This window comes from Rhodococcus sp. KRD175, assembly GCF_017168275.1.
GTDB classification, from domain to species: Bacteria; Actinomycetota; Actinomycetes; order Mycobacteriales; family Mycobacteriaceae; genus Rhodococcoides; species Rhodococcoides fascians.
In genome coordinates this window covers 93,863-105,780 of sequence record NZ_JABFAQ010000005.1, presented here as the reverse complement: position 1 = coordinate 105,780, position 11,918 = coordinate 93,863, and the positions used below count along the sequence as shown (strand labels likewise).

The following is an 11,918-nucleotide window of genomic DNA, read 5'->3' as shown; positions in this document are numbered from 1 at the left end:
GCGCGTCGTCTGTGCTCACAGCACGATCATCCCCCATACCCGCCGTCGGTGAAACTCCGATGACCGAACTTGTTCGCACGTTCACCGAATCACGCGGTGGTTGCGGATTCCTCGTCGCTCCAACCGAGTGAGCGGAGTACGGCTGTCGTCTCCGGTCCGACCCCGAGTCGATGAGCCAGACGTACGTCGTCGACGGTGTCGACGTCGAGTCGAAGTCCCGGCCACGTGCCGTCCAGTGGTCGCGCTCCCGACAAGGTGTGGCGGCGAGCGGAATCCGATCCGAACAGCGGCGCGAGCTCGTCGGCAGAATTCTTCAGGATCAGCGCTGCGGTTCCGGTGCCGTGATGGTCGACCACGACCGACCTGCCGCCGGAGACTGCCGTCGCATACGCCTGCGCGAGTTCGGCGGGACGCAGCGCAGGCAGATCCGCTTGCAGCGCAACGATGTCGACCCGATCGGCCGGGGCCGCGCCGGGGTTCCCGTGGCGATCGCGTGGTGCGTGATCGACTCGCAGTGCGGCCGCAGCAGCGGAGAATGCGGCATTGAGACGGGCTTCGGGATCTCGAGCGCCGGAAGCCGACGGTTCGTCCAGCACCCGGGCACCGATTTGTCGCGCGGTGTCGGCGACGACCGGATCGGGTGTGACGACGGTGACCGAATCGACCACCGACACCGAACCGGCCGCGGTGACCGTGTCGACGAACATGGCGAGCACCAATCGGGTCCGGTCGGCCCCGGAGAACTCGGACGCCAGACGGGACTTCGCCGCTGTCAGGTCCTTGACCGCGATGACGACTCCGACCGCGCGGCGCAGCGCATCGGACGGCCGACCCTCGCGGTCGTCGTCGCTGCTTCGAATTGCGCCCATGGTGTTCGATCCTGCCAGCGTCACCGATGTCTGCCGACTCCGACCGCCCGGGCAGGTCTGCGCGTTAGGGTGATGCGCGCGTAGGCAGGGCATCGGCGAGCAGGTGAGAGGTTGGCGGCATGAGCAGAGCAGCGGTACTGGGGTCCGGGTCGTGGGGTACCGCATTCGCCAAAGTGTTGGCCGATGCCGGAACCGATGTCACCATGTGGGCGCGCCGAGAGGAACTCGCTGCCTCGATCAGCGAACGGCACGAGAACGCGGACTACCTCCCCGGAATCGAACTGCCGTCGTCGATCCGCGCCACGAGCGATCCGGCGACGGCCCTCGACGGTGCGGACATCGTGGTGCTCGCGGTGCCGTCGCAGAGTCTGCGCGCGAACCTGGGGGAGTGGACGGATGCGATCGCACCGCACGCGACACTGCTGTCTCTGGCCAAGGGCATAGAGACCGGAACGCTCATGCGCATGAGCCAGGTGATTTCACAGGTGACCGGGGCCGATCCCAGCCGGGTGGCCTGCCTGTCCGGGCCGAATCTGGCGCGCCCGATCGCCGAGGGGCAGCCGGCCGCGACGGTCATCGCGTGTTCCGACTCGCAACGAGCGCTCGAGATTCAAAAAGCTTGTGCCACAGGATATTTCAGGCCGTATACCAACTCCGACGTCATCGGTGCCGAGATCGGTGGCGCGTGCAAGAACGTCATCGCCCTCGCCTGTGGAATGGCCAGCGGAGTCGGCTACGGCGAGAACACCCTCGCGTCGATCATGACCCGAGGCCTGGCCGAGATCATTCGGCTCGGTGTCGCGCTCGGGGCCACACCGTCGACGCTGTCCGGGCTCGCCGGTGTAGGAGATCTGGTCGCGACCTGCTCGTCGCCGCTCTCGCGCAACCGTACGTTCGGTGAGCGGCTCGGTTCGGGCGGCTCCCTCGAGAGCGCGCAGGAAGCAGCGCACGGGCAGGTGGCCGAGGGCGTGAAGTCCTGTACGTCGGTACGCGCGCTCGCCGAGAGCTACGACGTCGAGATGCCGTTGACCGATGCCGTGCACCGTGTGTGTCACGGGGGAATGTCGGTTCCGGACGCGGTGGGCCACCTGCTGGGGCGTCGAATCAAGCCCGAGTGAGGTCACGTTCGCGACGTGTGCACGAACAGGGCGAATCCGCGTTCGCGGGGAGACGGCGGTACGGTTTGTCACCGTGAGTACTCCCCGAATCAAAGTTGCCGTCGTCTTCGGTGGCCGCAGCAGTGAGCACGCGGTGTCCTGTGTCTCGGCGGGTAGCGTGCTCGCGAATCTGGACCCCGATACCTACGAGGTGGTCCCGGTGGGGATCACCCCCGACGGTGCCTGGGTGCTCGGCTCCAGTGATCCGGATGCGCTGACGATTCGTGATCGAGTACTTCCGACGGTGGACAAGTCCGGTGCCGCACTCGCGCTGAGCACCGATCCGGGACGCGCAGGCGCGCTGATCGCTCTCGGTGAGGGCGACGCCGGACAGGTCCTGGCTGCGGTCGACGTCGTGTTCCCGGTGCTGCACGGGCCGTACGGCGAGGACGGCACCCTGCAGGGAATGCTCGAACTCGCCGGTGTCCCGTACGTGGGTCCCGGAGTGTTGGCCAGTGCCGCAGGCATGGACAAGGAGTTCACCAAGAAGCTTCTGGGAGCCGACGGACTACCGATCGGCAGGCAGGTCGTGCTGCGACGCGGCACCGATGACCTGACCGAAGCCGAACGCGGCCACATCGGTCTCCCTGCCTTCGTCAAGCCCGCGCGAGGCGGATCGTCGATCGGAATCTCGCGCATCACCTCGTGGGATCACCTGCAGTCGGCGATCGGCGTTGCCCGCGAGCACGACCCCAAGGTGATCGTCGAAGGAATGATCCACGGCCGCGAGGTCGAATGCGGCGTGCTCGAATTCCCCGACGGCAGCGTGCGCGCCAGCGCGATCGCCGAGATCCGGCTCCCCGACGCGGACAGTGACGATCACGCCTTCTACGACTTCGACACCAAGTATCTCGACGATGTCAGCGAATTCGACATTCCTGCCGCACTCGACGACGACATCAGCGATCGTATTCGTGAACTCGCAGTCTCGGCCTTCCGCGCACTGGACTGCCAAGGACTGGCGCGGGTCGACTTCTTCGTCACCGAGGAAGGCCCGGTGATCAACGAGATCAACACGATGCCCGGATTCACGTCGATCTCGATGTACCCCAAGATGTGGGCCGAGAGCGGAATCGACTACTCGACCCTGATCAGCACCCTGATCGACACCGCTCTCGCACGCGGTACCGGCCTGCGCTGACCCGGCGCTACTGCAACGGTGCCGGGTCGAGGGGCTGCTGGGGTAGTGCTGCCGACACTGCTGACGAGGCATCCTGCAGAGGAGTCGGGCCGGAGTCGCCGGGAATGGTGAGAGCGATGTACGTGCCCCGATCTACGACGAACCACGTGCTGGCGTCGATGCCGTCGTTCTCGCCGGACACCTCGAACCACTGGACGCCGTCGATCACCTGAAGTGGTGCAGCCACATCGAATCCGATAGGGCGAGGCAGCCCGCAGCGAAGCACGACCGGCTCGGCGTTCTCCTCGGCCGATACCCAGGCTCGGACTCCGACAGGTGCCGGGTCGGCCAGGTCGGCGCGGCTGTAGTCGCCCAGCTCGTCGGGCAGCGCATCGAGGAGGGTCGAGCACTGTGCGCTCGCGGCGTCGGGTGCGTCGACCGGCCCCAGCGCTACCGGATCGTGGGCGGGGGAGCTGTTCACCGCTATCGCGGCCACGAGAACTCCCACCACCAACGCGACCGGCAGGGCGATCGCGGTGGCTATGACCGCAGGGTGGCGCTGCTCGCGGGCCTCGTCGGCCGCTGCTGCATTCTCGGACGGGGTGCCGGCGTCGTCGCCGTTGTCTTTGTCGTGGTCGTTGTCGTGGTCGGCAGAGTTCATGCGCTACCGAACCGCCGAGGTCGACTGTGGGGCGACGGGACAGGTGAGGGTGCGTGTGATGGCGTCGACCTTCTGAATTCGGGAGACGATGTCCGCGATCTCGGTGTCGGATGCGCCGTCGGCCCTGACGATGACGTCGTAGGGTCCGACCACAGCTTCTGCGGATACGACGCCGTCGACCGACTCGATCTGCCGCGCAACGGTCGTGGCACGGCCGACTTCGGTCTGAACGAGAACGAAGGCTTGCACCATCGGTGGTCCCTTTCCTTGCTGGGACGATCGACTGTAAGTTGAGTCGACTGTACGTTGAGTCGGTTGCGTACTCACAGCACGAAACCGGCTGCGCCGGACCGGGCCCGGGCACCGCTAAAGGTACCGCAGGCGCGGTGCCGATTTCGCGGGAGACCGACGTCCGAATTGCGCTCTCAGGGAGGAACATCATCGACGACACCGGCCCTTCGGGGACCACCGCCGCCGAACCGACGGTGGCCCAGATCGGCGAGTTCGACGTCATCGCCCGGGCCGTCGCCGATCGAGTGCAACCGACGTCGACCATCGTCGGCCCCGGCGACGACGCTGCCGTCGTCAGTGCATCCGACGGCAGGGTGGCCGCCACGACCGATATGTTGGTGCACGGCAGGCACTTTCGGCTCGATTGGTCGACTCCGGTGGAGATCGGTCGGAAGGCGATCGCGCAGAACGGGGCAGACATCGCCGCGATGGGTGGGCAGTGTTCGGCATTCCTGGTGGCTCTCGGCTGCCCGGCGGACACACCGGTGAGCGTGACGGACGGTCTGAACGAGGGCATGTGGCGCGAGGCGTCGGCTGCGGGCTCGGCCATCGTCGGCGGTGATGTGGTGCAATCGGATCAGCTGGTGATCTCGATCACTGCGCTCGGTGACCTACAGGGCAGGGCTCCCGTACTGCGATCGGGTGCGCAGGTCGGTGATGTGATCGCGTTCGCGGGGCGGCTCGGGTGGTCCGCGGCCGGACTCGCTCTGTTGCTCGCGGGCGGCGATCGCTCCGGGCACGACGCGGTTCTCGATGCACACCGCGTGCCCTCCCCGCCGTACCGTGCCGGAATCGAGGCCGCCGAAGCAGGCGCGACATCACTCACCGATGTGTCCGACGGGTTGTCGGCCGACCTGGGTCATATCGCCGACGCATCCGGCGTATCGATGGTTCTGGAACCCGAGCGTCTTCCGATCGCCGACGAAGTCCGTTCGGCTGCAGAGCTGTTGGGGGTAGACCCCCTCGAGTGGGTACTCACCGGCGGCGAGGATCATGCTCTCGTCGGCACGTTCCCCGGCCTCGCTACCGTTCCGACGGGGTGGATCGTGATCGGCCGCGTCGAGCCGGCGTCGAATGCAACCGACGGTGGCGTCACTGTCGCCGGGCACCACCGCGTGGGCAGATCCGGTTGGTCGAGCTTCGACGGAGAGTGAGCTCCGACCGGGTCCATGGAGTCGGCTAAGTTGCAAGGATGGCTATCTACGCGCTCGGCGACCGCGAACCCGATATTCACCCGGACGCCTATGTCCATCCCGATGCAGTCGTCATCGGAGCGGTGACCTTGGCGGCGGGATCGTCGGTGTGGCCGACGGCCGTGCTCCGAGCCGATTACGGCACGATCTCCGTCGGTGCGGGCACCAACATCCAGGACGGGACCGTCATCCACTGCACCCCCATCGACGCGACCGTGATCGGTGCCGGATGCGTTCTCGGTCACAACGCGCATGTCGAGGGTGCGACCATCGGCGACAACTGCCTCATTGCATCGGGTTCCGTGGTGCTCAACGGCTCGAGGATCGGGGCCGGTTCCATCGTGGGTGCGGGTGCGGTGGTGCCGTTCAAGTTCGTCGTTCCCGAACGCAGCATGGCGCTCGGTGTTCCCGCGAAAATCCGTGAAGGCTTCGAGGTCCCGGAGGGGCACGTCGACATCAACGTGCAGATGTACTCCGCGAACGCCGCGTACTACCGCGACGCGCTGCGCCGGATCGACCGGTGACGGCCCGCCCGCTCGCCGAGAGCGTAGATCCGGGTTGGGCCCGTGCCTTGGCTCCGGTCGAGACGAATGTTGCTGCGATGGGCGACTTTCTGCGAGCCGAGCTCGCCGCCGGAAAGCACTACCTCCCTGCCGGCGAGAACGTTCTGCGTGCTTTTCGGTACCCGTTCGACCGGGTTCGGGTGCTGATCGTCGGCCAGGACCCGTACCCGACCCCGGGTCATGCAGTGGGGCTGAGCTTTTCGGTCGCCCCCGACGTGCGTCCCGTTCCGCGCAGTCTGGCCAACATCTTCAAGGAATATTCGGACGATCTCGGTCTGCCGACGCCCAGCAACGGTGATCTCACGCCGTGGGCGGAGCAGGGTGTGATGCTGCTCAACCGAGTGCTCACGGTCGAACCGTCCGCAGCGGCGTCGCACCGCAAGAAGGGCTGGGAAGCGGTGACGGAGCAGGCAATTCGTGCTCTTGTTGACAGAGCCGAGGATCCCCGGGCTCCTGGCCTGGTGGCGATTCTCTGGGGCCGTGACGCGGCGACGCTCAAACCCATGCTGGGATCGGTGCCGTGCATCGAGTCGGCCCATCCGTCACCGCTGTCCGCATCACGGGGATTCTTCGGATCCAAGCCCTTCAGTCGCGCCAACGAATTGTTGGTCGAGGGCGGGGACGAACCGATCGACTGGACGTTGCCGTGACCGGCTCAGGAAAAATCGGGGCGACGCTTCTCGACGAATGCGTCGACGCCTTCCACTCCTGCAGGTGAGACTGCGGCCGCCGAGATCGAGGCGGCCTCGGCATCCAATTGCTCTGCCAGAGTTGCGGTGTCGGACGCCGCGAGCAGCTTCTTGATTCCCTGATACGCCGAGGTGGGGCCGACGGCGAGGGTTCGGGCCAGTCGTTCGGCCTCGCTGTCGACGAAGTCGTCGCCCACGAGGCGGCTGAGGATTCCGAGACGCACCGCATCCTCACCGTTGAGAATCGAATCGTTCAACAGGATGTCCATTGCGTGGCCGGATCCGACGATGCGGGGCAGGGTCCAGGACATGCCACCGTCCGGCGTGAACCCGATGGCGGGGTAGGCCGGTCGAAGCTTGGTCGACGGTCCGCCGATGGCGATATCGGTGAGACACACCAGGCTCATGCCGGCGCCGGCCGCCCAGCCGTGTACACCAGCGACGATGGGAACCGTCACTGCTGCCAGTTCGCGAACGAAGGCGTGGAACGCATCGGCAACCGAGCCGACGAAGGCACCGCGATCGTCGGCACCGGCGAAGTCCCGTACGTTGCCGCCGGCGCAGAAGTTCGGCCCGCGGCCGATGAGCAGGACGCTTCCTACAGATGTGGCACCGGTGTTCACCTCGTGCAGTGCCTGCGTTCCCGAGGTGATGCCGTCCAGGTCGAGAGAGGAACCGCCCGCCTCGGTGGCGACGACGATGTGCAGCACTCCGTCTTCGATGCTGACCTTGCTCGAGCTTTCGCTGTCCGAATGAGTCACGTTCGGCACTCTATCGGACGTCCAACTGTTTGCCCGAATGCGCAGGAACATCGACAGACAACTGTGCCCCGCATCCGAGTGGATGCGGGGCACAGTTCTCGCACGCGGTCGAGGCCGTGGAGGAAATCGAAGAGCGGGGCCGAAATCAGCCCCGAACCACCTTGCCTGCCTTCAAGCAGGAGGTGCACACGTTCATGCGCTTGGAGTTGCCAGGCGCAACCTGAGCGTGAACGGTCTGAATGTTCGGGTTCCAACGACGGTTGGTCCGTCGGTGCGAGTGCGAGACCGACTTACCGAAGCCGGGCCCCTTGGCGCATACGTCGCAGACGGCAGCCATAGTCGCGAACTCCTTGTTAGATGTTGAGCGTTACATGTGGTCGAAGACATCGAAACGAACTACGAGCAGATGCAAGGATTGCAATGCGTGAAGATCGCCTCGAGGCAACCCTGCAAGAATAGCGGCGTCCCACCCAATCACCAAACCGCCACCGCAGACGAGGTGTACCGGCTCACGCGCGCCGCGCTGACGATTCTGCCCGACTAAGCTTCGGGCACTGTCCGCGGCCGACATCGTCGGGCCCGGGCGCAGGTACGGACGGAACGCAGGGGAGGCGCTCGAGGTGGTCGACGTACTCGAATCCATCGATGCCTCGGGCCTGCGCCGGTGGGCCTATCACTGTGTGGATTCCCTCACTGCTCGGTGCGACGAGATCGACGCACTGAACGTCTTCCCGATTCCGGACTCCGATACCGGCACCAACCTGATGTTCACGTTCCGCGCTGCGGTCGAGTCCATGCGCAGTGCCGGGCCGGCCGCGGGCGCGGGTGCGATCGGACGGGCTCTGGCGGTGGGAGCCGTATCGGGCGCGCGAGGAAATTCCGGGGTCATCGTCTCGCAACTCCTGCGCGCCGTGGGTGAGGCCGCAGCCGACGGTCCGCTGGACACCGTGTCGATCCAGGCCATGTTGCGGCGTGCACGAGTTCTGGTGGCGGGCGCGGTCAGTGTCCCCGCCGAGGGCACCATGCTCACGGTGCTCGAGGCTGCTGCCCACGAGGCCGCTGCCCACGACGCGAACGTCGATCTGGCCACGCTGGTGGTCGATATCGCCGAGGCCACCGCTCGCGCTCTCGATCGCACGACGGACCAACTCGCACCGTTGCGAGAGGCGGGCGTCGTGGATGCGGGGGCGCTGGGGTTGTCGGTGATCTTCGACGCGTTTGTCGAGGTCGTGACCGGCCGCACCCCGCCGAGGCGACGCTATCGCCGTCCTCAGGACCACGAACGGGTGATCGAAGTCGGTGTTTCGAACGCACACGGAGCCTCCGACGGGGCAGCGACTCGCTCGCAGTCCCGGCCGCTCGGCTACGAGGTTCTCTACGTCGTCCCCGGCATCGACGACACCCGCGCGGCAGCGCTGCGTGCAGCGCTGTCGGACCTCGGCGATTCGGTCGTGGTTGCCGGAGACGGCTCCGGGGCGTACTCCGCTCATGTGCACACCACCGACCCGGGCGGTGCCGTCGAGTGCGGGATCGCGGCGGGAAGTATTCGAGGAGTGCGCATCTCGTGTTTCGGACTGGCCGAGTACGCCGTCGACGCGAACGTCGGTGAGCACGAGCCCGAGGCTATGTCGGTGGGTCGCGATATTTTGGCCCTGGTCGCCGGTGACGGTGCCGCGGCTCTCTACGTACAGGAAGGTGCGACGGTGGTGCGATGCGACGAGCCCATCGCTTCGTCGGTGTTGCATCGCGCCATCGTGGGCATGAAGCACCGCGAGGTTCTGGTGCTGCCGAACGGGGCGCTGTCCGCTCAGGAGCTCGTTGCCGTCGGTGCTGCGGCCAGGGCCGACGGTAAGGACGTGTCGATGTTGCCGTGCTCGGCGATGGTGCAGGGGTTGGCTGCGCTCGCAGTGCACGACGCGGCCAGAGCAGCCGTCGACGACGCGTTCGCGATGTCCGATGCTGCAGCGGGGACGCGGTGGGGTTCGTTGCGCATCGCCGAGCAACGCTCGCTGACCTGGGTCGGCATGTGCGAGCCGGGTGACTGTCTCGGTCTGGCCGGGCAGGAAGTGGTGATCGTTGCCGAGCATCCGCTCGATGCCGGATGCAGACTGCTGGACCAGCTGTTGGCCACCGGCGGTGAGATGGTGACGGTGTTGCTCGGGGCGCTGGCTCCTGTGGATCTCGGAGGCCGGCTCGCCGACTATGTGGCGGGTGCGCATCCCGGCGTCGACGTGGTGGTCTACCCGGGCGGGCAGCCCGGGGATCTCGTGCAATTCGGAGTGGAATAGGGAATCTCGGAACTATGGCAACGCTGGTGGATCGGCTCGACGATGTCCTCGGAGCGGCGGCTGCGGCACCGCTGGCCGAGGTGTTCGGCATCCATACCGTCGAAGACCTGCTGCGGCACTACCCGCATCGCTACATGACGCACGGTTCCGAGCTCGGCGAGAAGGAACCCCCCGAGGGGGAACACATCACCATCGTCGCCACCGTGGAATCGGCGACCCTGCGTTCGATGAAGAACCGCAACGGTCAATTCCTTGCCGTCACCCTTGCGGCCGACGGGCAGCGGATCGAAGCCACGTTCTTCAGCCCGCACAAGCTCAAACACGTGGTCGTGCCCGGGCGGCGGGGCATGTTCTCGGGCAAGGTCAAGTATTTCGGTCGGCGGTGGAACCTCACCCACCCCAGTTACGTGATCCTCGGGGGTGACGACAACGACGGGGCCATCGTCCCCGCGGGTCGCATCGTCGGCGGTGGCACGCTGGCCGGCCTGGCGCGTGGCTCGGTCGATTCGTCCGGAGCCGTCGACATGTCGGTGTTCGACCGCGCCTTCGTACCTATCTATCCCGCGGCGAAAGATGTCGAGAGCTGGACATTCATGCGTTGTGTCCGGCAGGTACTCGACCAGCTGGACGACGTGGTCGATCCGCTCCCGGAATCGGTGCGCCGCGAGCGTGGCCTCATCGACATCGACGCCGCGCTGCGTTCGGTCCACTTTCCCGATACTGCGGCGGACAAGGACGCCGCCCGGGAACGATTGAAGTTCGACGAGGCATTGGCTGTTCAATTGGTACTCGCGGACCGACGACGCGACGCGTCCGACCGGGTAGCTGCGCGGTGCCCACCGATCACCGACGGCATCGCGGCGGAGTTCGACCGCCGGCTGCCGTTCGAGTTGACGGTCGGTCAGCACCAGGTTGCTGCGGAGATCGCCAACGACCTGTCGGGCCCGCATCCGATGTCGCGTCTGTTGCAGGGCGAGGTCGGCTCGGGTAAGACCATCGTCGCGTTGCGTGCCATGCTGCAGGTGATCGACGCCGGACACCAGTGCGCACTGTTGGCACCGACGGAAGTGCTTGCCTCCCAACATGCGCGATCGATCCGATCGATGCTCGGCACGCTGGCCGCCGGTGGCGAGCTGGGATCGCACGAGCTGGCCACCAAGGTGGCTCTGCTGACGGGGTCGATGTCCACTGCGGCAAAGCGATCGGCCCTGCTCGATGCCGTGACAGGTGATGCCGGGATCGTCATCGGCACCCACGCTCTCATCGAGGATCGGGTCGAGTTTCTCGACCTCGCGATGGTCGTCGTGGACGAGCAGCACAGATTCGGTGTGGAGCAGCGAGATGCCCTGCGCGCGAAGGCTCGTGGAAACACCAGCCCGCATCTCCTCGTGATGACGGCGACACCGATTCCGCGCACGATCGCGATGTCGACGCTGGGGGACCTGGAGACGTCGGTACTGACTGAGCTTCCGCGCGGCAGGTCGCCGATCGTCAGCAACGTCGTCCCGGCCAGATCCAAACCGGGGTGGGTGGATCGAGCCTGGCAACGGATTCACGAGGAGGTCGCGGCGGGCCGGCAGGCCTACGTGGTCTGTTCTCGTATCGGTGACGGCGAGGATGCGGACACGGGGAAGAAGAGCGGAGCGGCGAAGAAGGCCGCGCCGAAAGTGGAGGACGGGCCGGAGATCACGGCTGCCGTGGATCTCTACGAGACGCTCTCCGCCGGTCCGATGGCCGATCTTCGTGTGGGGCTTCTGCACGGGCGACTGTCCGGTGATGACAAGGACATCACCATGTCGGAATTCAACGCGGGTGAGATCGACGTGCTCGTCTGCACGACGGTGGTCGAGGTGGGCGTGGATGTACCCAATGCCACGGTCATGGTGATCATGGATGCCGACCGCTTCGGCGTCAGCCAGCTCCACCAGTTGCGCGGCCGAATCGGCCGCGGCGGGCATCAGGGGCTGTGCATCATGATCAGCTGGCTCAGCCCGGGCGGTGGGTCGTTCGCTCGGCTCGAGGCTGTGGCCGCCACCAACGACGGGTTCGAGCTCGCCAAACTGGACCTGGCGACCCGCCGAGAAGGTGACGTGTTGGGAGCCGCACAGTCGGGCACGGTGACCGGACTTCGGTTGCTCTCGTTCATCGACGACGAGGACATCATTTCCGACGCCCAGGATTGTGCCCGGTCGTTGTTCGCGCGGGACCCGTCTCTGGCCGACAATCCCGGCATCGCGTCGATGATGCGTTCGGCGTGGCGATCCGACAGAATCGACTACCTCGACAAGTCCTGACCCCATCGCAGTCCGCACTGCACCGTTTCAGT

General features: G+C 66.3%; 12 protein-coding genes. 7 read left to right on the top strand and 5 right to left on the bottom strand.

The genetic code is table 11. The features are described from left to right. Window positions 1-89 precede the first annotated feature (89 nt). Window positions 90-887, bottom strand: coding sequence for a 2-phospho-L-lactate guanylyltransferase (gene cofC, locus J1M81_RS08630; protein ID WP_206498047.1), 798 nt, complete (start codon window positions 885-887; stop codon window positions 90-92). A 101-nt stretch (window positions 888-988) separates the two neighbouring features. Between cofC and J1M81_RS08625 the strand changes: the two genes are divergently transcribed. Continuing rightward, the gene (locus J1M81_RS08625) at window positions 989-1,987 is read left to right on the top strand and encodes an NAD(P)H-dependent glycerol-3-phosphate dehydrogenase (RefSeq protein WP_027496659.1); all 999 of its coding nucleotides are present in this window, start codon (window positions 989-991) and stop codon (window positions 1,985-1,987) included. A gap of 73 nt (window positions 1,988-2,060) precedes the next feature. Beyond that, window positions 2,061-3,167 carry a D-alanine--D-alanine ligase family protein gene (locus tag J1M81_RS08620; RefSeq protein ID WP_032366382.1) on the top strand — a complete coding sequence of 369 codons (1,107 nt, stop codon included), beginning with the start codon at window positions 2,061-2,063 and terminating at the stop codon, window positions 3,165-3,167. Between the two features lie 7 nt (window positions 3,168-3,174). On the opposite strand, the gene J1M81_RS08615 is transcribed toward J1M81_RS08620, so the two are convergent. Both J1M81_RS08615 and J1M81_RS08610 read right to left on the bottom strand, forming a co-directional pair. Next, window positions 3,175-3,807, bottom strand: coding sequence for a DUF3515 domain-containing protein (locus J1M81_RS08615; RefSeq protein ID WP_206497932.1), 633 nt, complete (start codon window positions 3,805-3,807; stop codon window positions 3,175-3,177). 3 nt (window positions 3,808-3,810) lie between these two features. Then, complete coding sequence (locus J1M81_RS08610; RefSeq protein ID WP_032370776.1) at window positions 3,811-4,059, bottom strand: Lrp/AsnC ligand binding domain-containing protein; 249 nt, start codon at window positions 4,057-4,059, stop codon at window positions 3,811-3,813. A gap of 140 nt (window positions 4,060-4,199) precedes the next feature. On the opposite strand from J1M81_RS08610, the gene J1M81_RS08605 reads away from it, so the two are divergent. The 3 genes from J1M81_RS08605 to J1M81_RS08595 are packed head-to-tail and all read left to right on the top strand — an operon-like array spanning window position 4,200 to window position 6,504. After that, entirely contained in the window at window positions 4,200-5,252 is a 1,053-nt protein-coding gene (locus tag J1M81_RS08605; RefSeq protein ID WP_371828196.1) for a thiamine-phosphate kinase, read from the top strand. A 38-nt stretch (window positions 5,253-5,290) separates the two neighbouring features. Further along, window positions 5,291-5,815 (top strand): gamma carbonic anhydrase family protein, encoded by a 525-nt coding sequence (locus J1M81_RS08600; protein ID WP_032366386.1) that lies wholly within the window; start codon window positions 5,291-5,293, stop codon window positions 5,813-5,815. Beyond that, window positions 5,812-6,504: a uracil-DNA glycosylase gene (locus tag J1M81_RS08595; protein ID WP_206497931.1), complete on the top strand. Its 693-nt coding sequence runs from the start codon at window positions 5,812-5,814 to the stop codon at window positions 6,502-6,504. Before J1M81_RS08600 ends, J1M81_RS08595 begins: the two co-directional genes overlap by 4 nt. 5 nt (window positions 6,505-6,509) lie before the next feature. Here J1M81_RS08595 and J1M81_RS08590 read toward each other — a convergent pair whose 3' ends face one another. Next, on the bottom strand, window positions 6,510-7,304 hold the full coding sequence (locus J1M81_RS08590) for an enoyl-CoA hydratase/isomerase family protein (RefSeq protein ID WP_032366585.1): 795 nt from the start codon (window positions 7,302-7,304) through the stop codon (window positions 6,510-6,512). Between the two features lie 145 nt (window positions 7,305-7,449). Further along, window positions 7,450-7,641, bottom strand: coding sequence for a 50S ribosomal protein L28 (gene rpmB / locus J1M81_RS08585; RefSeq protein ID WP_008717389.1), 192 nt, complete (start codon window positions 7,639-7,641; stop codon window positions 7,450-7,452). Window positions 7,642-7,924: 283 nt separating this feature from the next. Here rpmB and J1M81_RS08580 point away from each other — a divergent pair, with 283 nt between their 5' ends. Both J1M81_RS08580 and recG read left to right on the top strand, forming a co-directional pair. Beyond that, on the top strand, window positions 7,925-9,592 hold the full coding sequence (locus J1M81_RS08580; protein ID WP_206497930.1) for a DAK2 domain-containing protein: 1,668 nt from the start codon (window positions 7,925-7,927) through the stop codon (window positions 9,590-9,592). 14 nt (window positions 9,593-9,606) lie between these two features. After that, window positions 9,607-11,886 carry an ATP-dependent DNA helicase RecG gene (gene recG / locus J1M81_RS08575; RefSeq protein ID WP_206497929.1) on the top strand — a complete coding sequence of 760 codons (2,280 nt, stop codon included), beginning with the start codon at window positions 9,607-9,609 and terminating at the stop codon, window positions 11,884-11,886. Window positions 11,887-11,918: the final 32 nt, after the last annotated feature.